Here is a 21220-nt window from a genome sequence, read left to right on the forward strand (position 1 = left end):
CTCTTTTGAACTAATCGTCTTTAGAAGTTGGGAATTCTACCTCTTTACCGTTGCTCAACAAAGCCTTGCACTGAACATCAGTGTTTTTCTGTGAAATTTTTAATACACCAATGGCGCAACCGTTGAATAATTCACCATACCCCATGCTTGGTTCCCTTGCTTTCACAGACATATTTCTACGTCGGGTAAATACGTTGAGAGGTGACTTCGAGCGGTAAAGCACGCGGTTTAACCTATCTAACCATTTTATCAACCCATCGGGAAAAGCGTTTTTTAAACCGCTACACGTAAACTGAGTAATATGAGGGCTATTGCGTCTGAAGCGCAGACGCACATCGTATACAAAAGAGTAGTGCACATCGCCAGAAAGAATAATGAACTCAGGCGGCGTTTTGTAATGCCTGAAAATATTTAAAATTACGTTAGCCGTACCTTTATGGGCCATCCAGTTCTCAGCATCTACGGTGAGGGCTTTGCCGAAAAAGGTAAACACTTTTTGAATAGCCTCAATGACTTTCACGCCATATATAGGTGCGGCCGAAACCACAATGACAGACTCTTTGCCGATAATGGAATGCTGGAAATCACACAATGCTTCCCAATCCATCAGCCCTGATGGCTTGTTCATATTAGATTCTGAACGCCAGCGCTGTGTGCGCGTGTCTAACACCTCGATGGGAGGGGTTGTATCTATACGGTAATGCCACTGATCAAAGTCCAGCAACTCATCAACAATCTCATTATGGGCGGCCAACCCTTGCTTATCCAACGACGCCTTTACCTTTTGAATCAGTAAAGTTACTTTTTCTGGCGCATTACCCCAGCCCTGGCATAGCAAATAGCCGATAAGGGCGTTGCCAATCATACGTTTCGATAGGGGGTTACCATAGACCTCTTGTTCCCAACCTCGGGTTAAGTTCCAGTCGTCGGTCACGTCATGATCGTCGAAAATCATGTAGGTTGGAACGTGTGCTAACGCTCTACGCACTTGTAAAAGAGGTTTCACAAAGCCGGTAAGCGCTTCATTTTCTTTATCGAATATAGCGTTATACTTTTCTGGGATCCCATCTTTATCAATGACGATATCCGTCCATAGTGTGTCGGACCATACCAGTAAATACATAGCGATAATTTCAGCACTGCCTATTAAGTGATTTTGGGCATTAACTGAAGTAAACACCGGCTTTTTCTTGGCTCCAAAGAAAATTGAAGACAGTACCGTATTAGTCGCGATTTGTGGCAGGAGCTGTTCTCGTTCATAAAAGCCGTGTTCGTGGGTTGCAAGATCACTGGTGTTGTTAACGACCGCTCCCTCAAGTGCTTCGTGATAAAGGCCTAAACGCGCAACTACGCTATGTATGGCTTTAAGCATCGGTCCTGCAACGTCGTCAGCGTAGATCTGATCGCCCGTCATCAACAGTAAGTCAGGGAAACTTGCTTTTTCCTCAAACGCGATTTTGTGAAGATTGTCTACCTGAACAAGTGCATCATCGCCATGAAAATGGGGCTTTCGACATGAGCCGTGCAAAATTGTTTCTGGGGTGCCAGTATAATGAAAGCTCAGACTAGCCTGATCTTTATAAAGCAAAGCGCGTTGCTCTTTTTCCCACGCATTTTGCTGTTGGTGATCATTAAAGATAAGTTTGTAGTTTATTCGTTCTCTGTCTTCAAATGACGTTGATGCAGAAAAAGTAACTAGATGAATAAACGCGTGCTTGCCGACGCGAACAGTGTCGCTTTGACTGTCGCCAGCCAATACCGAATCACCATGAGATAAAGAGAGCGAAGGTGCGTCAGCGTTGCTGCTAACGAGCCACACATGACACGAGTTTGATGTCACTTTTCTAACTATTGGCCCTGCGATAACTTGGGGCAAATGCTGCGTAGAAATAACGATTTCCTCTGACATAAATTGCGCGAAGCGCTAACAAAACTAACTTTAAAACGTGATACACATTCTTGACATGATCAACATGGTTTTTCGCTTTAAATATAACTTTACTCTTTTTTGTGCATAAACGGTATGCTCGTTATACTCCCTTACAATTTTTTAGTAATAGGCCGCGTTGCTCTCTGCTTTAAAAATGTACAGTAAAGAGCATCGCGCCTCAGTAGTAGTTCTCTTTCGCATGAAAGGAGATAGGAATTCAAGACATGTTTAAATACGTAACAAGTGCAGTGATAATGACCATGCTGCTCAGTGCATGCAGTGAGCCGGTAGATGTGGTTATTACGCCTGAACCTAAGGACCTGACAGAAGTAGCAGTTGGTAAATGGATTTTGGATGAGAACGGTAACGTCATGTTCGACCCGCAGACATCAGGGCTGGTTGTAATGAACGACATGCTGGTTACAATTGCAGATGCTAGTGCTGATACAGCTCAGCAGTTAAAGCTTCATCATATTTCGCCTGCTACTGCAATGTTGGTCTCGTCGAGTGAGCGTTTTTCATTTTCGCAAAATGTGCGAAGAAGTTGCTTTTTTAACTACTTAAATGAAGAACCAGATTTAGAGGCATTAGCAGTAGACCCCAGGGATCCGAATGTAGTCTATACGGTCACCGAAGATGCAACTCGAACAGGAGCATTAAGTCCGCGGTGTGAAACTAAGTATGAGGATACTGGCTCTACTGATTATCCCACGTTACTCGTAAAGCTGACACGCAAAGACAATGGAGCTGTTGAGATGGCAGGCGTGCGGCCGTTGCAATTCCCTGTTGAATTTGAAGTGGGGAACTTTCCTAACGATGGGATAGAGGGCCTGACGATGGCTAATGACGGCACGTTATACTTAGCGTTGGAAAAAGACAAAGCAGCGCAACCTCGTATTTTTTCGTTAAATATTGATGATGATTTTTTTGCGTCGAAGGAGTTTGCAACAGTAGATGAGCCTGATTTACAGCTGCCATCATTTACGTCAGGCAATCATCCTCTCAATGGTTTAGCTATGTATACCCATTCAACGGGGGCGTCTTATTTATTTGGCGCAGCAAGAAACGATAACGAACTTTGGGTAATTGATACCAGCGGCAGTAAAGCCACCAAACGCATTCCCATCACTTTTGACGTGGCAAAAGACGAAAGCTGCGACCAATACACGATGGATAACGCGTCAATGGAAGGTTTAGTGTCAATTGACGATACTCTGTGGATTATCAACGATCCTTGGGAAAAAAATTATTTGAAAAATGCCACATGCGATGCGCACTTACGTCGTTACGAGGATTTGGCCCCTCTTCTATTTTCCCTTAAAATTAACAATGCGTGGTTTGAATAGTTTAAACGATACTCATAAGAAAGGGTTGCCAAGCAACCCTTTCTTATTTCTGAACCATTAAGTCAGGCTCTGATTAGATAACTTTTCCATTACGCATCACTGCGAAGGCGTGAAGCAAAGGTCTTTTTAAACTTTGCGAGCTTAGGGGCAACAACCATTGAGCAATATTGGTTCTGCGGATTATTTTTAAAATAGTCCTGATGGTAATCTTCGGCATCATAGTAATTATTCACTTCTACAACCTCGGTCACAACAGGATCTGGCCAAATTTCATCTTCAGTAATTTCTGCAATAATCTTCTCTGCTTCCGCTTTTTGGGCGTCGTCGTGATAGAAAACTGCGCTTCGATACTGTGTGCCCACATCATTTCCTTGCCTGTTTAGCTGGGTAGGATTATGCAGCGCGAAGAAAATTTCTAAAATTTCACGGTAGCTGATGCTATCTGCATCAAATGTTACTTGTACTACCTCAGCATGGCCCGTGTTACCCCCGCAAACTTCTTCATATGTAGGATCAGCTTTATGACCTCCCGCATAACCAGAAATTGCTTTTTCCACACCATCAACACTGTTAAAAGCTGATTCTATGCACCAAAAGCATCCGCCTGCTAAGGTTGCGACTTGTAAATTTGCCATAGTAAAACCTCTATTAATCTTTGAACCTAGTGTGGGTGCGAGCAGCCTGCAACACAAGTCATCCAAGCGTGTTTTTTTATCGTATAAACGAATATTAAATAAGAATAACGCAAAGCGGTCCAAAAAGATTTTAAGCTATTGGCACTTAGAGATAAGTGCTGGTCGCTGTGCGCACGCTTTCAGAAGCAAACGCACTGAAAACGAAGAGACACGCTCGGTTTAGCAGAGGTATTTTAACGTGATTATATTTTACGACGGCTATTGCCCACTTTGCATGGCCGAAATGAAACATTTAAGCAAACGAGACAAGCACAACAAATTGACGTTGGTAGACATTCAGTCTCCGGATTTCTCATCGAATTATCCTACATTAGATTGGGATGCCCTTAACGCCAGAATTCATGGTCTTCGCGACGATGGTACTTTGATAACTGGGCTAGACGTGACTCATGAAGCGTGGAAGGCAGTAGGAATGGGTTGGCTTTATGCTCCGCTTCGCTGGCCGATTATTCGTTATTTCGCGGATGCATTCTACAATGTGTTTGCCAAACATAGGTACACTATTTCCTATTTACTGACGGGGAAAAAACGTCAATGTGATCGCTGCATTCCAGGAGACGCAAATGAAAAATAATGTGCTAATTGTAGGCGCCTCAGGTGGCATAGCCAGCGCACTTATCGAGCAATATCGCCTTAATGACGCGGCAGTTATTGCGGTTAGTCGAGCGCCTGCGTCTGAATTTACGCCAAAAGAAAACGTTACCTATCACCAGATAGCGCAACAAGATGATGCGCATATTGGCGCTTTCGTTAAAAAGTTAAACGAACAGGGTGTCGTGCTAAATACCGTTTTAATTACCACGGGTTTTTTGCATAACGAGGAAAAGGAAGTACACCCTGAAAAACGATTGGAAGACATCAGCGAACAGGCATTGTCAGCTTATTTTTCTACCAACAGCATTACGCCTGCACTGTGGCTTAAGCATCTCGTTAATATTGTTAGTAAAGAGGGTTCAACTCTTGTCTGTTTGAGTGCTCGGGTTGGTAGTATTTCCGATAACGGACTCGGCGGTTGGTACGGTTACCGGGCATCAAAAGCGGCGCTTAACATGTTCGTGAAAACCGCATCGGTCGAATATAAGCGCAGGGTGAAAGACGTTATGCTCGTTTGTTACCATCCTGGAACGGTTGATACAGGACTGTCGAAGCCTTTTCAGAAAAACGTTGCTGCTAAGAAGCTATTTACGCCTGAATTTACCGCAAAACAACTCATTACTCATGTTTCGAAGCTAGATCGAGACCAAGCTTGCCATTTTATCGACTGGAATGGTGAAGTGGTAACTTGGTGATACGCTCTTTCATCGTTTCAACAAGTTCAACATCAAGACTTTTTATTTCACTGCTGTTACCATGCTCTTTTGGGAATGGTGCAGCGTATTGATGAGCCCATAGAGGTAGCAATACAACGCGTTGACGCCACACGTGAGTCATAACAACAAACGCCATCCTGATAATAATTAATACCAGTTCGCGCGGTAAAATAAGTACAAATAAAACGTACACATAAGGTATCGACCCCGCGAATTGCTATAACAATAACTCAACAAGAGGAAGGGATATGAGCGGGGCCAGAGAACAGTTCGGATCGCGCATAGGTTTTATTTTGGCTGCTGCAGGTTCTGCGGTAGGCATTGGTAACTTAGTAGGTTTTCCTGTCGGTGCGGCTAAAAACGGTGGCGGTGCATTTTTATTAATGTACGCGATTTTTGTTTTTGCCATTTGTTTACCGGTTATGCTGGCTGAAATGTCAGTGGGCCGTCATGCTAAAAAAGACCCATTGGGTGCATACAGCGATATTAGCGGCAATGAGAAAAAATGGAAGGTTGCGGGCTGGTTAGCTATTGCTACCCCCTTTATGATCGCCGTTTTTTATATGGTAATTACTGTTTGGCTTTTCGGTTACTTATTTGAAGCCGTAAGCGGCAATTTAGATAAACTCGCGGATCCTAATACGTTCGGAATGTTTATTAATTCCGAATCTATTTTCGCCTACATGGCCGTGGTTGTGGGCGTGGTATACCTCATATTGCAGGGTGGGGTAAAAGAGGGTATCGAAAAAGCGGCAAAGCTTCTTATGCCAGCGCTTTTCGTAATGCTAATAGGCTTAGTCATATTCGTACTTACGCAAGACAACGCAATGGCAGGCGTGACCTTCTACATTGTCCCAGAGTTTTCTAAAATAACAGCAGAAGTGGTTAATGGCGCGCTGTCTCAGGCATTTTTCTCCTTGTCCCTTGGTATGGGTATTCTTATCACTTACGGAAGTTATATCGATAAGCGAGCAGATGTACCAAGCGCTGCAAAGTTGGTGGCGTTAACTGATACTGCAGTTGCGTTCACGGCAGGTCTAATGATTTTGCCAGCTATTTTCTCTTTTAATCCTGATATCAATCCTGATGACTTAAGTGAATCGTCAGTAGGAATGATATTTACTTACCTGCCTAGCATATTCTTGGCGTTGCAGGATTCTATTGGATATATTGGCGCATCGATAGTCGCAAGCTTGTTCTTTTTACTTGTATTCTTTGCTGCTATTACTTCACTCGTCTCTATTTTTGAGGTGCCGGTGGCTGCATTAATGGACGAGAAAGGCGTTAGCCGTAAATGGGCGCTCGGCTCTCTTGGCAGCATTATGATTATTCTGGCAATATTGAGTGCGCTATCTTTTGGTAAAGTTGAAATGCTCACGTCATTTATGCATTACGCCGGTGCCGATAAATCCTTATTTGACGTAATTTACGATGTATTCTACGACACCATTTTACCGCTTAATGGCCTGTTAATTTGCTTGTTTGTTATTTACCGCTGGAAAAGCGCGAACTTTAATGCCTCGCTTGAAGAAGGAAGCCAAGGCTATAAAGGTAGTTGGTTTGAGAAGTACGTAGATGTGTCTTTGAAAACCTTCATACCGCTAATATTGCTCGTGATTTTTGTTAACACCGTTGCGGTTAAATACTTTGGGTTAAGTCTCTTCGGCTAACGTAATTGCAAAATAAAAAACGGCAAGTTTGGAAACAAGCTTGCCATTTTTTTGCTTTAAAACATGCTGTAGGGGTCACTGTACTGTGGCGAAACACCAAGCAGCTGCCAGCTCTTGTGGGCATCGATGACTTTCCCTGAGGGGGAGTTTTCAGTATCTGCAAAGTAGGGCGGTTCAATGTTCAACGCTTTTGCGGCATCAACATAGTAGACCCCTCGCTTTGGATGAGACAAGCTACATAAATGCAATATGCCGTTAATTGGCACACTACCAATAATTTTTTTAAGTGCTTCCACAACATCGTTAATGTGGACAAGATTAACTCTCTTATTACCTGCATCTAGCTCCCGTCCGCTAAGTGAACGTGCGGGGTGACGGTCGGGACCAACAAGGCCGGCTAGTCGAAGAATGCTAACGTCAATTTGGTCTCGTTTTGCAAGCAAATAGTTCTCGATAGCAACATGCGCTTTTGCTGATTCTGTTTGCGGAGCCGTAGCGCTGGTTTCATTTATCAATTCATTAGTGCTATCTCCGTACACCGATGTAGTACTAACAAACACGATATGACGAACGCCAGCACTCACCGCTGCATCTATAAGTGCAGTCATATTGGCAGTGAACGTTTCTAAGTGCGTGCTTTTTCGACCCGGCGGTACATTGAGTAATAGCGTCGCATTTGATAAGTGACGGCATACTACTTCAGGATCATCGCCTAGTGTGTATTCAACTCCTTCAATGCCTTGGTCTTTTAATGCTAAACATTTTTCGTGACTCCGGGTGGTTCCGATAATATTAACATCGCCTGCCAGTGCCTTACCGACGTATCCTGCTAACCATCCATAGCCGGTAATTACTAAATTCTGTGTCATTGTCTAGATACCTTTTCTGTCAATACGCGTTACATCAATTTACTTAAACTATGTTTGTATTCTATAGGGAATCGGTGGGTACTGTGCAATACAAGGTGCTATTGGAATGAGATATTTTTTTAAGGCGAGCGTTGTGAACAATGCCTAGTGGGAATTTGAAAGGGAAACAGCTATTCCTGCATTCCCACGCTTCGCTAGGAAACTTGCCAGCACCTTGTGAGTGGGCAATTATCTATGCAGATTAATGGTATTAAATAAAAAGCTGGCTATGCGTATGACACATAGCCAGCAGGGTGCTTTTAGCTATGAAGTGATAAAGCGATTACATTTTCATTTCTGAATGAAGGTCGATATCCAGCAAATTGAGCCCATCAAGACCAGAAATAGAGGCCTGCATTTTGCCTTCAGCATAGTCGGCTTTTTTGAGTACTTCGCACAGGGCATCACCTTTTTCTTCTAACGACGCCGCTTGGCTTTCTAGACGATACTCTAGGTCTTCACCCCAGCGTTCCATCTTCTCTTCGAATTCAGACATGTCGCCGCCTTCCCAAAGCATTTGAGTGCCAACAGCGATCAAGATTCGACCCATGGATTCACTAATTAAAGACTCAATTTGCGATTCGAACTCTTGTTCCCAGCTTTCGTCAAACCAACCTGGCTCTTCAAATTTGGTTGAATCGATGCGGATATTGCCAGCATCATCATAAAATGAGGTTTGCAATTTCGCATCGAGTGAGTCAAACAACTCGCGAAAATCATCGCCCATCTGGTCACCACCTAACAACTCAGTAAATACTTCAGTTACGGCGACGTTAGCAATTTTCAATCCTTCACTCGCAATGGTAAGCGTCATAGGAATTGCGGTATCTATGTTATTGTAATAATCGCTAACCCATTTCTGTTGCTCACGGTCAAGTGAGACAGGTTCACCATTGATCTTTAGATTGCGCTTCGCGTCAATTTCCATCACCGAACCATTGTCCATGGTTACGGTTAGGTTGCCTTGGTAGTACTGAATGTGACCATCAAGTTCCATGTCACAATTATTGGTTTGAAAGCTCTTGTCATGAGCAAAGGCGTGTCCACTGATTAAAGCGCTGGTAACGGCAACTGAAAGTAATAGTTTCTTAGACATTGGTTATTCCTTAATTCACTCGTGACAAGATTGTATTTGTACAAAACGTAGCCTTGCTCTGTCACTGATTTACTAAAGCTACAAAATGATGTTCTTTGCACTGAATAGAGCAATGCCCTTGCCAAGATTAAATTTCTTTATTTTTCATTGCTTTATTTGTTGTTGAAGCATTGGCTAGCTTTGTGTTTACTAACTATTTGGTGAATATATTAATAAGTTAGCAATTTTGACTAAGATCAATTTTTGGTTCACGGTAGTGTATTAAAACCAATCCAGCATGTTCAAAACTGAATTATTGGTGCATAATACCGCCAATTATTTTAAGGGGTTATCACAATGGCTGATTGGATTAATGCAATTATGTTTGGTGTTGCGCTAATTGCCTTTACGCTAGGGCTAAGCAGCATCGTTATGGGCTTAATGACTGCTAAAGCAGGTGCTGAAGGTATGCAGGAAAAAATCGAGTACGGTTTTTTTGGCGTTACAGGTTTAGTACTGTGCTTACTGATGGCCTATGCCTTGGCGTAAACATTAAGCGTTATAAAAAAACCGGCATTTGTGCCGGTTTTTTTCGCGTATTATTTGGCTTAGGTGCTCAAGCCTCAGTGTTTTGCTCTGCTAGCTTCTGGCTATGCGCTTACTTTGAGAATGAATTGCGCTATTGACCTTCATTACGAGGGGAATCGTAGCTTCCCTCATCGTTTTGACTGTCGCGAGCATTACGCTCTTCGTGTTCTTTCGTATCATGCTTGTATACACTCTGTTCACGGCTTGCCAAAAGTGAGAGATGTCCGTCTCTTTGATAAGCACGCAGGTCGAATAGGTCAAGCATCGCCATTACGTGGTCAAAAATATCAGCCTGTACTTTTTCATACTTCACCCATTCCTTTTCTGCGCTAAAGCAATAAATTTCTAGGGGAAGGCCAAGTTCATTCGGGGGTAATTGTCTAACCATCAAGGTTAGCTCTTGATTAATATTAGGATGCTTGCGTAAGTAAGCTTCCAGATAAGCCCTAAAGGTGCCAATGTTCGTCAGGCGACGGCTATTTAGTAAGTCAGACTCATCAATAGAGTAATCTCTGTGATAAGCACGCAGTTCGTTTTTCTTTTTATCAATGTATTCGTTGATATAGCGAATCTTTGAAAAACGCTCCAACATATCGTTGTCGCAGAGCTTGATTGAATGCACATCGATAAAAATGGCACGCTTAATCCTGCGCCCACCCGATTCCTGCATTCCACGCCAGTTCTTCACTGCCTCTGTAGTAAGACTATAGGTAGGCAATGTCGAAATAGTTTTATCCCAGTTTTGTACCTTAACGTTCGTTAACCCTATCTCAAGAATTTCACCATCTACTTCATACTTGGGCATCGCAATCCAATCGCCGGTATTGAACATACGGTTGGCCGCAATTTGAATGCCGGCAACAAAGCCCAAAATCGTGTCTCTGAAAATTAATAGCAATACCGCAGCAATGGCGGTTAGACCAGACACAATAAGCAGAGGGCTTCTATCTACAATCAACGAAATACTAAGAAGTATGGTGATAATAGCGAAAGCTAGCTTTGTAACCTGAATGAACCCTGTAATGGGCGCTCTGCGTGAAAAGGCCGACGCATTGTAAACGTCTTCTACGGTACTCAGCATTGCGTAGAGGGCCAGTAAACCGCTGTACAACATATAAAGCTGGGCACTTTTAATAACCATGCCATGCATGACGGCTTCGCCATCTATTAAAACCGGTGTGGTGACGTAAATAAACAGCGCAGGGAAAAGATGCATTAAACGCCTAAAAAAGCCGTGCTCTTGAAGTGCGTTATCCCACCTGTTATTCGATTTATATACCCAATTAGCGATTTGAGGGCGCACCAACAATCGCGCGATAACATAAATAAGCGCTGCGATAATCAGAATAGACCCAAGCGCTATCACGCTATATAGAGGGTCCTCTGTTGTTAAATTTGGGAAAACGTCGTTTACCAAATTGATAAAGTGATCGCGTACTGATGCACTGACTTCCATTGACTAGGACTCCAACAGTTTCTTTATACGATTATCTTTATTTTCCCATAGACCGTTTAACCAGTTTTGAAAATAAAGACGAAATTCAGACTCCGTGCGTTCTGACTGCTGTTGTAACTCAGGAACCGGCGTAACGTTTACATCTATGACAATCTTCGTCATTCTGCCGCTTAGCATTGCCATCATAGGGTGGCGCTTGTTCTCGGGATAAAGTAATGAGATATCTAAAACGTTAGTGAATAGCTCACCCATAGCCGACAAGGCAAAGGAAACGCCGCCAGCTTTCGGCGGCAGTAAATTCTTGTACGGGCTTTGTTTGGAAAGATGTTTTTGAGGCGTGAACCGCGTTCCTTCAACAAAATTGATTACCGTAGTAGGCACAGTTCTAAATTTCTCACAGTAGGCTTTGGTTGTTTCCAGATCTTTGCCTCTTTTTTCAGGATATTTTTCTAGATAAGCCCGGGTGTATCTGTGCATAAATGGCATATCCAGAGCCCAGGCCCCAAGCCCTACAAAAGGTAACCAAATAAGCTCTTTCTTTAAAAAGAATTTAGGGGCAGGGATGCGGTGGGTGGCAAATTCAATTAGTAAAATGATATCTAAATAACTCAAGTGATTTGCAATAATCAAATACCAACTATTTTTAGATAACACACCGTGAACAGAACACTGAATATCTACGTTGTTAAAAAGCCTGATTAACAGAACGCTTATACGGCCAAAGCTAAACATCAGCGCATGCATGACCTTATTCCAAGCTGTTCTGATTTTTCCGTTAGGCAGCAGAAGCTTCACCAAGCCTAGCAATATTATAAGTCCACCCCAAAAGGCGAGGTTTAGAATTTGCAGTGTGGTGTGTAAAACAAAAATAAATGGAGCAAGTACTACACGAATCATAATGGCTTCTGAGTTGCGTTAAGTGAATCTAACAGTTGGTCTTTGGCGTGCCAACGTTCGTTTAGCCACGTTTGAAAACGGGCGCGAACTTCGGGGTCGTCAAAATAATTCTCATTGAAAATGCCGTTTTCCATAATTTCTTTGATTGGCATTACGTTTATATTCACGCGAATATTGCGGACCTTGCCGCTTACAAAGTCCCAGAACGAGGGGACGCCGTTCGGGTAGTCAATAGTAACATCAATCAGCTTATGTAAATTATCACCCATTGCAGATAATACAAATGCAACGCCACCTGCCTTGGGCTTGAGTAAGTGAGCAAAAGGCGAGTTTTGCTTATCATGTTTTGCCTGAGTGTAGCGGGTACCTTCTACAAAATTCATGATACTTACCGGCTTGTTACGAAACTTTTCACACGCTTTACGCGTGGTTTCCATATCCTTGCCTTTTAAATGCGGATTTTTGGCTAAAAATGATTTTGAGTAACGTCGCATAAAGGGGAAGTCAAGTGCCCACCAAGCCAGACCTAAAATAGGGACGTAAATAAGCTCTTTTTTGAGGAAAAACTTTAGAAACGGTATCTTTCTGTTGAAAACACGTTGAAGAACTAAGATATCGACCCAAGATTGATGATTAGCAATAACGAGATACCAACCATCTCGGGTTAATTTTTCTAGTCCGTTTACCGTCCAATTTGTGCGGCCACTTATACGCTGGTTGATATTATTTACACCAATCCACGCAGTTGCGCATGCATCTGCCAAATAGGAAATGAATCGTCGCCAAGGCGCGATGGGTATAAGTTTAAAAACCGCCAGTATAAAGATAGGCGTTGACCATATAACTGTGTTTAAGAAATAGCAGATGACCGAAATAGTGCCAACAATATGATGCAGCAGTGCTTTTACCATTGTACTTACCTCAAAAATTAGGCGCTTAGTGTAAACGAACTTGATCTAAAATCCGATAGAGCCTTTACTGATTCCACGATAAAGGTGCAAATTTACGAATTTAAGGAGCTGTAATGGAGCTTATTGGCGAAAATAGAGCATTCGGCGGGCGTCATTTACGCTACACGCATAAAGCTGAAACAACACAGTGCGATATGACCTTCGCAATCTTTCTTCCCCCGTTTGCCTCAAAGGATAAGCCGGTTCCGGTACTTTATTGGCTATCAGGGCTGACTTGTACTGACCAGAATTTTATGCAGAAAGCGGGCGCGATGAAATTGGCGGCCGAGCTTGGAATGGCGATTGTTGCGCCAGATACTTCGCCGCGTGGAGAGGGGGTACCTGACGACGATGAGGGCGCCTACGATTTTGGCCTTGGCGCTGGGTTTTACGTTAATGCAACGCAGTCACCATGGAACACGCATTACAATATGTACAGTTATATCGTTGACGAACTTCCTGCGTTAATAGAAAACGAATTCCCCGTCACCAAAGAACGGGCCATCAGTGGGCATTCCATGGGGGGGCATGGCGCATTAGTTATCGGCATGCGCAATCCGAATAAATTTGTTTCAGTTTCTGCTTTTAGTCCTATTGCTAACCCTAGTGACTGCCCTTGGGGTCGAAAAGCATTGGGCCGATACTTAGGCGATGACAAAGAAGCGTGGAAAGAGTATGACGCTTCTTTGCTTCTGGCGAGCAAAACGCACAATATTCCTCTTTTGGTGGAACAGGGTACCAAAGATGAGTTTTTGCATGAGCAGTTGAAACCCCAGGCATTAGTACATGCTGCCCAACAGTCAGAGACGCAGTTAACGCTTAACATGCATGAAGGTTATGATCATAGTTACTTCTTTATTGCTTCATTTATTGAAGAGCACTTGGAGTTTCACGCGGGGCATATGGGCTTAATTTAAAGCTTCAGGCGCCATAAAAAAAAAAAACCGACATTAGCTCGTAAAAGCTGATGTCGGCCTTGTTAGCAAATATCGAAAATATAAATTCGTTCTCAGGACGTTATCTTAACTTTTTTGCGGACGACACGAACTCTGAAATAGCCACTGGGCGTTGATACAAATAACCTTGCCCATACGTGCAGTGATGGCTTTTTAGAAAATCTTGCTGCTGTTCTGTTTCGATACCTTCGGCAATAATTTTGATATTTAAATTGTGCGCTAGACTCAAAATAGCCTGCACAATCGCTTGATCTTCAGTATTGTCTTCAAGTTCACTAACAAATGAGCGATCAATTTTAAGCTCATCAATAGGTAGCTTTTTCAGATAGACCAATGAACTAAAGCCCGTACCGAAGTCATCAATTGATACAGTTATTCCCATATCGCGAAGTTCGTTTAACAGTATCGACACCGAGTCTAAACTTTCTACAAAAACGCTCTCGGTAAGTTCGATAGATAGACTGGACCCAGATAATTTGTGATCGTCAAGTGCGTTCTTGATCTGCGTTAACAGCGCCAGATCTGTAACTTGTCGTCCTGAGATATTAATTGCTAAGCGAATGTCTAAATTTGCCGCTTTAATTGCTTCAATAGCTTCGCACGCTTCATTAATAAGCCACTCACCAAAAGCAAATATAAGGTCGCTTTTTTCGGCAAGAGGAATAAAAACGTCAGGAGGAATGAACTCACCGCTTGATGTTTTCCACCTTGCTAGCGCTTCGCACTTAACAATTTTTCCGGTTGCCAAATTGACGATTGGTTGTAGGAAAAGGGTTAACTCGTTACCTTCAATCGCCTTGCGAAGTTGGCGCTCGAGTTCATTTGAAGCATTGTGTTGCTTGTGTAATTCTTCGCTGTAGATAAGTACGTTGTTGCGGCCTTGATATTTTGCAGCCTGTAATGCGATGTCGGCGCACTGAAGCAGAGACTCAGCAGAATTACAATCGCTGGGAAAATTAGCAATACCCACGTTTACACCTAAATGGGGTTCACTCCCATTAAGCACATTATAGGTTTGTGTTAATTTCTTTATGAGTTCTTCTGCGTAGTCTTCGCTGGTGTGCTCTCTAAACGTATCACTGCGTTTAACAAGCGCAAATTCGTTACTCCCAATTCTGGCGATAAACCCGTTATTACCCACATAGCTTTGAAGGCGAAGGGCAAAGGTCTTGAGGATCTCATCACCAGACTGATAGCTAAGCGATTCGTTGATTTTCTTAAAGCCACAAATATCAATGAGAAACAGTTCAAATGCACTTTGCTCATTAACTGAGCGTTTAACCGTATCAATAAATAAATTGCGGTTGGCTACTTTTGTTAATGAATCCATCCCACTGGCAATAAGTGCGCCCTCTCCATTGCCGTGAATATGCGTAATATCAGTGAGTAAATAGACCCAGTGAGTAAGTTGGTCACCCTGCAATACCGGATGGATAGTAACTTGTAGCCAAACCTTATAATCATCTACAGGTTGCCAAAAAAGTTCTCCTTGCCAAGGTGTTTTCTTTTCTACTAATGCAGGTAGAAATGTGGGTGGAGCGTCGATGTCTTTTATTAGCTCGCTTATGCGAATGGAACTTGGCGTTGAACTGTTGCAATAAAGAAGCCTGTGAGACGCTTTGTTGTCGAGGACCAAAGCTCCATCATTATCGAGAATAACTACGCCTGTGTCTAAATCGTGAATGGCTTGTTGAATTGGGGGAACGAGTTTCTGTAATCGCGTATTTTTACGCAGCACGTTGTTTAATTTATGCCTTATATATTCGTGCTGCCCAACAATTTCATGGTGGCTTAGCAGCAACTCCCTCGCGGCTTGTAGCGTTCTTCGCTTTTCGTCGAACTGTTCTTCGACGTTCTTTACAACTAGGTAACGTGCTCCAGACTCGCTATTAATCGCTAATGCTTCTAGGCGGAGTAGATGGCTTTCATTTTGCTCAGTCCAGAAACCAGAGGAAAGGCTAAACGAATTGCTGCCCTTCCACACCTCATTAGCGTCTAGAAAAAAATCGTCTAAGAAAATAGAAGGTATATGCTGTTTTTCGAGATTATTGTTAGCATCGAGCGTAACGACTTGGGAAAGCCATGGTAGTTCCGGTGTTAGACATTCAAGCTCATGGGAGTCTGTGTATTTAAACAAGGCACAGTTTGTAATTCCTAATGCATTTAATAAATGGATGTCCATGGAGTTCTCCTACCAAAATGCAATTGTGTTAAATAAGCTCTCTACATTTTCACCGGTTTTCGCGCTAGTTTTGGTCAGTAACGCAAATTTTTGAGAATAGCTGTCTAACTCGTCCTCACTCCAATGCCAGCTAGTGGGTAAGTCAGTCTTGTTTATGACGAAAAAAGCAGGGATATCAGGATAATGCTCTTTTGCCAGTTCAAGAATTTCCATGCCTTCAGTTAGCGATTGTGAACGTGTTTGATCAACAACGACGATATAGGCGCTCGCACCTCTTAGATAGCGGGGATTAAACCCACAATATCTGTCTATACCCTCTAAATCCCAGATCAGAAGCTGTATCCCACGGCCTTCTTTGTTAACTTGTTTTTTGTCTATTTTTACACCAATCGTTGTCTTGTACTTCTCGGAGAAAATACCTTCGACAAACTGCTTTATGAGGCTTGTTTTACCAACCCCTGTAGGTCCTAAAATACACACTTTTTTCTGTATCACTGAGATGTTTCCTTACTACAGTGCACTGGATAATAATACGTTTAACATAACCGAACGTCCCATTGATGGATTTTGTAACGGCAGCTCTCCTAGACTTACAGGAATGAGAACGCTGCTTTCAACACCGAGCGAGATTAATGAATTAACAACATTTTCAGCTCTCTTTTGGCTCAATTCACGATTTCGTGCACTTGAGCCAGAATTATCGCTGGCGCCCATCACAACAATGCTAACTATTGTATTTGTCTTCTTAGCTACAGACAGGAGCTGTTTTACATCATTTGCTAATATTTCTAACTTTGCTAACTGTACTTCAGAAAGCGCCTCTTGGTTAGTAGCAAAAAGTACACTTTGTGAAGAAATTTTATTAACCAAACGGGTCAGAGCGACTTTTTGAAGCGCGGCATTATCGATTTCATACTCTGCTTTAATACTAAGTGGTGAGGTATCTACCTCTAAACTTGAAATACCAGGGAGGTTATTTATTTTTTGCGTAAGGTTTGTGGCTGTGGAGGCAAAAACATCACCCAAGACAATCCACTTATTGTCATTCTGTTTATCGAGGGAAAGGGTTTCGTGCTCGCTCAACGGGTAATCTCGAATGAGTTTTTCTAGCTTGCGTTCTACTATACTCGGTTTGAGTGAAACAAACGGCTCCTCGCTTACTATAATGCGAGAGAGGTCGATGTCGCTGTCGTTAAACCATTTTTCAATATTGTCTGCGGCAGGGTCTCGAAGGATTTTAGTGTGTACTTTGCCATTTGAAATGTAAGCATCAGTGACGACTACCCCAGGTGGCGGGGAGAGTTCATGCAAGTCGCTTTTCAAAATGCTGAGGGATAATCGCAAGAACGAAAGCGTACACAACGCAATGAGAACGACAAGTAGGAGAGCTGCGCCAACAAGCCGCTTTGATTTCTTTCCCTCTCCCTCTTTCTTTTCACTAACCAGGCAGTCGGCAAGTATTGTCTCGCAACCATCAAATGCAGCGTTGTCGCCTTCATAGTTAATGAGCGGTTGCTGATAAAATCTGTGAAAGTCTTCTAGCGCTTGCTGGAGCTTACCGCGAACTTCTGGAGGGATGCTTCCAGTGACGGCAGCGACGAGCAATGCCTGAGGGCCAATCTTGATAAGCAAGGTAAAATCTTCGGTTTTAATTTCACCCAGTTCGTTTTCTGGTTCATTGCTGCTTACGCCAAAAGCATCAGCAACGAAGTCATTGATGGCAACCAGCATAGATGAGATTAAGTCTGCATCTTTTTCTTTTTCGGGATCTGCGGAAATACTGTGAAGCAGCGTGCCGGTCTCGCGGTGGATAACAAGAAGCTGCTGCACTTGATATTGGTATATTTGAGCGGCGACATACTCGGAATACTTTATTCCTGACTGCCAGGCTTTAAAGCGCCAAGAAATGCTCTTTGGACTCAAGCTGTTTTCAATTAACGCGTTGGTTCGCTCTACAAATTCGACCAGAAAAGCGGACACTGCTTTTCTTACAAGCGCACCGACAAGTGGATAAAGCGTACCAACGATTTTTTCGCTGTTTGCTTCAATAGAGCGATTCAACGACTTTTCAACAAGAGGAACGAGTACTTTATTGACAGAACCATCTTTAGACTCCCGCTCCAACAATGCTTCGGACACAACATTGCTCACGAAACCTTTTGCATCGTGGTCTAATTTTTCTCGAACAAATTTGTCGTCCCGCCCAATAAGTAATTCTCTAACTTTTTCTAGAGAATTGTCCGTAAACTCTGACGGTGGCACCTTATCAGTCATTAATTAATGATCAGTTGCGAGATTGGTAGCCATGGTAGAAAGTAAATTCGCCAGCGTTTTTCTATCGGTTTTACTTTCTGAAAGATCGCTCGTTACCTGCTGTAATTTCTCTAGTAGTTCTTGATGACGTTTACTAAACAAATTATCTAACGACTCAAGCTCTTTGACTACGTGCGCTTCTAATGCATCGTTATCATTTTTTGCTGCTGCTTCGGCGATTTCCAGCTCACTTTGTAGCTTATCAGTGGTGTTTTGGAGTTGCTCTTGAACATTACTGTGACTGTCGTTCGCGCTAGCTAGCTGATTAGACAATTCACTGATCTGGTCATCGATAAGTTTACGAATATCGTTAAATTGATTATCAAGGTGCGCGTTCAGCTTCGTGAAACTGTCGTTTACCCGTGACTCTAGGGCAGAAAGATCTGCGCTGAAAGCCCGGTTTGTTTGACCAAATAAAATTTCTCTTAGTTGACCAAGTTCGTCTGTTGGTTGAGGCGCGCTTTCAGTCTCAATACTGTTTTGCACTTGCTGGTCCTTCCGCTTGTTGTCCGCCATAACATGTCTCCGAGGGTTGCAGTGCTATCGCATACTTACGCTATGACGCTGCATTCACATTTTCGTATGTGCTAATAATTATGATTGTAGCTTTATACAATAGCCTCTAATTGCAAACATTGAAATACACTAAAAGCATAATAATGATAATAAATAAGACGAAAAGTATCTCTTTTTCAGCGAGTTGTGAGAATGAGGGGGAAACGAAAAATTAAGAGAAACTAGCGCCTCTTAGTGACAATCTTTTTCATTCGTTTAAATGTACGGAGCTCGACATTGTTTTTTTATTAAACATAGGTACTATACGCCGCTCGCGCTAATTCGCGACTCGTTAAGTAACAATTGTTCCTGAGGTCTTTGCTGTGTCTATCACACCGTTAAATCGTAAATTCTCTGTTGCCCCAATGCTGGATAGTCACGCCTAATTTTAAAAAGCGTTGATATATATGGGGATTTCGGTAAAAAGTGACATTCGTTGTATTCCTATTGTGTTCCTCAGTGTAAGGATATTGACGGAAATATCCAGAAACAACAGATGGTTTTACCCTCCATTTAGCCTATCTTTTATAATCTCTATGAGTATGTCGGCTTCTTCATAACCTGCGACAGTGTACTTTGTTATATCAACCTTTAGGCGCTCTAAGACACTATCGTTGTTTAGCAGAGCCTGCTTTATGTAGGTCAATGTTTTTTCCCTTACTATGGCCGCGACTTCGTCGGCCAACAACATTGCGGTGGCATTCATAATGTCATTATCCTGCGCATCCATATAATCTTGTTCGTAAAGCGCATCTACAACCTCAGGAATCTTGCTGTAGTGTTTTATTACATAATAGATATCAATAGCGTCTTTTCCCTGATACTCGCGCCCTCGTTCAGTCCAGGCGATAAGTTTTAGCAATAGGATGCCTGCCGGAGATGCTACTTTTACACTAAGTTCAGGATTTTTTGACAGGGCAACGTCCCATGCGTTTTGATAGACTTCATCGAACCCTAGCACGCTCATTACAAAATCTTGTTTTGGCGGCCAAGCGATCTGGCCGTGCTCATCACTGACTCCACCAAACGGAATCAAGTCGATTTCCCAAGGCAAGCCGTCACTGTCAGTCGTGTTTAGTTGATGTGCCTTCTTCGAGTGCGGTGTAAATCCCGCTTCTATCAGTGCAGTTCGTAACACTTCGTAATGCTCCCAATTCTGCACTTCGATACCAAAGTCCACATCTTTCGTACCGCGCTCGATAGCAGCGTTATAGCCGTGAACCAAGATAATATCCCGTGCAGTAGCCCCTACAATTAGCAACGGAACACTTAGCTCTGCGGCAATACCGTGGATTTGACTATATACCTCGACAAGCCCTGTGGGCAGTTTTTCGGATACATCAAGCGAGGTGGTCATGGTAGATCCTTTTGGCAGTTTCAAGGTTGCGAGGGTCATCGCTGTTGAGTAGTTCAGCATAGACTAGCAATGGCGCGATATAGCCAGGTAACTCACCCCTAATTTTTTCGATTCCTACAGGCGGCTCTATAATTTTCAGTATATTAACGTCTGTCTCTTCAGCACGTAGTCGGCGTAGCCTGAACGTTTTTAATAGGGCTTTATGTGCTTCAGTATCAGCATATATTTGATATGTTTTGGGAGTAAGGTAATGAGTATAGGCATCAGCGGCGACCTCTCCGCCCCAGAGTGCTCCGTACTTATCTAGCGGTGCGTTACGAAGCTGCTCAATATTCTGAGGAACATATAGCTTTTGCTCCAGTTTTGCTTCCATGTTGTGTGGATAAGCGTCCAGCCATCGCGTTAGAAGCAGATCTTTTTCGTTGAGGACGAGTCCCTTTTTCCCTTTTTCGAGAACAAATGTGAGTTGCTTAAGGTCATCTAACACTTGTTTTACCGTGCCTAAAGCAATTTCAGCTTGCTCCGCAAGTACCCGCATTGGCTGATTAACAAGCTCGGGCTTCAATAACAACATCATGACCAGCTTCATACCTTTAGGTTGAAACGCCTTTCCTGTTAGCTTTCTCGCGTGTTGTATTTGATGCTCTTGAGGTGGTTTCTTGCCTCTAATATCGATATAAAAAGGAGGTATGTTGAGGTGCGCATTACCTGCCAGATCGAGATAATCGATTTGCAATTCCTGGCAAAGCTCGGCAATGTTCTCATTGATATAGGTTGTGACTATAAGTGTTTTTTTGTTGTTAAAAACTATTTTTTCTAGTTGAAGCTTGTGTAGTCTGTGGCGAGTAAGCTTCTCCTTTTCTTCTATACACCAAGTATGTTTCTGGTTTCCGTGAATGATCGTCAGCTGTCCGTCCGTTTCCTCAGCGTTTCGGGCATTGTGATGCGTATAAGTGACATTTAGCTTGGTATTCGCGGCTAATAGTTTCGCAGCTTCAGCTAGTAAGTTATCCATTCGTTCATTTATCTTTT

At 42.9% G+C, this 21220-nt stretch carries 20 protein-coding genes; 6 read left to right on the plus strand and 14 right to left on the minus strand.

Translation table 11 applies throughout. The features are described from left to right. Positions 1-10: 10 nt before the first annotated feature. A complete protein-coding gene (locus tag GVO62_RS17795) occupies positions 11-1876 on the minus strand; it encodes an alkaline phosphatase family protein (RefSeq protein ID WP_159120428.1) in 1866 nt (621 codons plus the stop codon). A gap of 278 nt (positions 1877-2154) precedes the next feature. Here GVO62_RS17795 and GVO62_RS17800 point away from each other — a divergent pair, with 278 nt between their 5' ends. Beyond that, positions 2155-3276 (plus strand): hypothetical protein, encoded by a 1122-nt coding sequence (locus tag GVO62_RS17800; protein WP_159120395.1) that lies wholly within the window; start codon positions 2155-2157, stop codon positions 3274-3276. A gap of 89 nt (positions 3277-3365) precedes the next feature. Here GVO62_RS17800 and msrA read toward each other — a convergent pair whose 3' ends face one another. Further along, complete coding sequence (msrA, locus tag GVO62_RS17805; RefSeq protein WP_159120396.1) at positions 3366-3911, minus strand: peptide-methionine (S)-S-oxide reductase MsrA; 546 nt, start codon at positions 3909-3911, stop codon at positions 3366-3368. A gap of 238 nt (positions 3912-4149) precedes the next feature. Here msrA and GVO62_RS17810 point away from each other — a divergent pair, with 238 nt between their 5' ends. Both GVO62_RS17810 and GVO62_RS17815 read left to right on the plus strand, forming a co-directional pair. Continuing rightward, positions 4150-4545 carry a thiol-disulfide oxidoreductase DCC family protein gene (locus tag GVO62_RS17810; RefSeq protein ID WP_105930345.1) on the plus strand — a complete coding sequence of 132 codons (396 nt, stop codon included), beginning with the start codon at positions 4150-4152 and terminating at the stop codon, positions 4543-4545. After that, the gene (locus GVO62_RS17815) at positions 4535-5260 is read left to right on the plus strand and encodes an SDR family NAD(P)-dependent oxidoreductase (RefSeq protein WP_159120397.1); all 726 of its coding nucleotides are present in this window, start codon (positions 4535-4537) and stop codon (positions 5258-5260) included. Before GVO62_RS17810 ends, GVO62_RS17815 begins: the two co-directional genes overlap by 11 nt. Here GVO62_RS17815 and GVO62_RS17820 read toward each other — a convergent pair. Further along, positions 5226-5402 carry a hypothetical protein gene (locus GVO62_RS17820; protein WP_159120398.1) on the minus strand — a complete coding sequence of 59 codons (177 nt, stop codon included), beginning with the start codon at positions 5400-5402 and terminating at the stop codon, positions 5226-5228. The two genes, GVO62_RS17815 and GVO62_RS17820, sit on opposite strands and share 35 nt — an antisense overlap. Positions 5403-5529: 127 nt before the next feature. Here GVO62_RS17820 and GVO62_RS17825 point away from each other — a divergent pair, with 127 nt between their 5' ends. Continuing rightward, complete coding sequence (locus tag GVO62_RS17825; RefSeq protein ID WP_159120399.1) at positions 5530-6951, plus strand: sodium-dependent transporter; 1422 nt, start codon at positions 5530-5532, stop codon at positions 6949-6951. Positions 6952-7007: 56 nt separating this feature from the next. On the opposite strand, the gene GVO62_RS17830 is transcribed toward GVO62_RS17825, so the two are convergent. After that, positions 7008-7820, minus strand: a complete 813-nt coding sequence (locus tag GVO62_RS17830; RefSeq protein WP_159120400.1) for an NAD-dependent epimerase/dehydratase family protein — start codon at positions 7818-7820, stop codon at positions 7008-7010. A 322-nt stretch (positions 7821-8142) separates the two neighbouring features. Beyond that, positions 8143-8955 (minus strand): DUF2884 family protein, encoded by an 813-nt coding sequence (locus GVO62_RS17835; protein ID WP_159120401.1) that lies wholly within the window; start codon positions 8953-8955, stop codon positions 8143-8145. A 336-nt stretch (positions 8956-9291) separates the two neighbouring features. Here GVO62_RS17835 and GVO62_RS17840 point away from each other — a divergent pair, with 336 nt between their 5' ends. Continuing rightward, on the plus strand, positions 9292-9483 hold the full coding sequence (locus GVO62_RS17840; RefSeq protein ID WP_159120402.1) for a hypothetical protein: 192 nt from the start codon (positions 9292-9294) through the stop codon (positions 9481-9483). A gap of 130 nt (positions 9484-9613) precedes the next feature. On the opposite strand, the gene GVO62_RS17845 is transcribed toward GVO62_RS17840, so the two are convergent. The 3 genes from GVO62_RS17845 to GVO62_RS17855 are packed head-to-tail and all read right to left on the minus strand — an operon-like array spanning position 9614 to position 12786. Further along, positions 9614-10978: a mechanosensitive ion channel family protein gene (locus GVO62_RS17845; protein WP_236547229.1), complete on the minus strand. Its 1365-nt coding sequence runs from the start codon at positions 10976-10978 to the stop codon at positions 9614-9616. 3 nt (positions 10979-10981) lie between these two features. Continuing rightward, positions 10982-11875 (minus strand): acyltransferase, encoded by an 894-nt coding sequence (locus GVO62_RS17850; protein ID WP_159120403.1) that lies wholly within the window; start codon positions 11873-11875, stop codon positions 10982-10984. Continuing rightward, positions 11872-12786 carry an acyltransferase gene (locus GVO62_RS17855; protein WP_159120404.1) on the minus strand — a complete coding sequence of 305 codons (915 nt, stop codon included), beginning with the start codon at positions 12784-12786 and terminating at the stop codon, positions 11872-11874. Before GVO62_RS17855 ends, GVO62_RS17850 begins: the two co-directional genes overlap by 4 nt. Positions 12787-12899: 113 nt before the next feature. On the opposite strand from GVO62_RS17855, the gene fghA reads away from it, so the two are divergent. Beyond that, positions 12900-13742, plus strand: a complete 843-nt coding sequence (gene fghA / locus GVO62_RS17860) for an S-formylglutathione hydrolase (RefSeq protein ID WP_159120405.1) — start codon at positions 12900-12902, stop codon at positions 13740-13742. 100 nt (positions 13743-13842) lie between these two features. Here fghA and GVO62_RS17865 read toward each other — a convergent pair whose 3' ends face one another. The 6 genes from GVO62_RS17865 to GVO62_RS17890 all read right to left on the minus strand — a co-directional run bounded on the left by GVO62_RS17865 (position 13843) and on the right by GVO62_RS17890 (position 21203). Then, positions 13843-15963 (minus strand): putative bifunctional diguanylate cyclase/phosphodiesterase, encoded by a 2121-nt coding sequence (locus tag GVO62_RS17865; RefSeq protein WP_159120406.1) that lies wholly within the window; start codon positions 15961-15963, stop codon positions 13843-13845. Positions 15964-15972: 9 nt separating this feature from the next. Next, on the minus strand, positions 15973-16458 hold the full coding sequence (locus GVO62_RS17870; RefSeq protein ID WP_105930334.1) for a Rab family GTPase: 486 nt from the start codon (positions 16456-16458) through the stop codon (positions 15973-15975). 15 nt (positions 16459-16473) lie between these two features. Then, complete coding sequence (locus GVO62_RS17875; protein ID WP_159120407.1) at positions 16474-18237, minus strand: OmpA family protein; 1764 nt, start codon at positions 18235-18237, stop codon at positions 16474-16476. 3 nt (positions 18238-18240) lie between these two features. Beyond that, entirely contained in the window at positions 18241-18792 is a 552-nt protein-coding gene (locus GVO62_RS17880; RefSeq protein ID WP_159120408.1) for a hypothetical protein, read from the minus strand. Between the two features lie 541 nt (positions 18793-19333). After that, complete coding sequence (locus GVO62_RS17885) at positions 19334-20188, minus strand: nucleotidyl transferase AbiEii/AbiGii toxin family protein (protein WP_159120409.1); 855 nt, start codon at positions 20186-20188, stop codon at positions 19334-19336. Continuing rightward, on the minus strand, positions 20172-21203 hold the full coding sequence (locus GVO62_RS17890) for a type IV toxin-antitoxin system AbiEi family antitoxin (RefSeq protein WP_159120410.1): 1032 nt from the start codon (positions 21201-21203) through the stop codon (positions 20172-20174). The genes GVO62_RS17885 and GVO62_RS17890 overlap by 17 nt, the downstream gene beginning before the upstream one ends. Positions 21204-21220 lie beyond the last annotated feature (17 nt).

The sequence above is a fragment of the Alteromonas sp. KUL150 genome (assembly GCF_009811475.1).
GTDB classification, from domain to species: domain Bacteria; phylum Pseudomonadota; class Gammaproteobacteria; order Enterobacterales; family Alteromonadaceae; genus Alteromonas; species Alteromonas gracilis.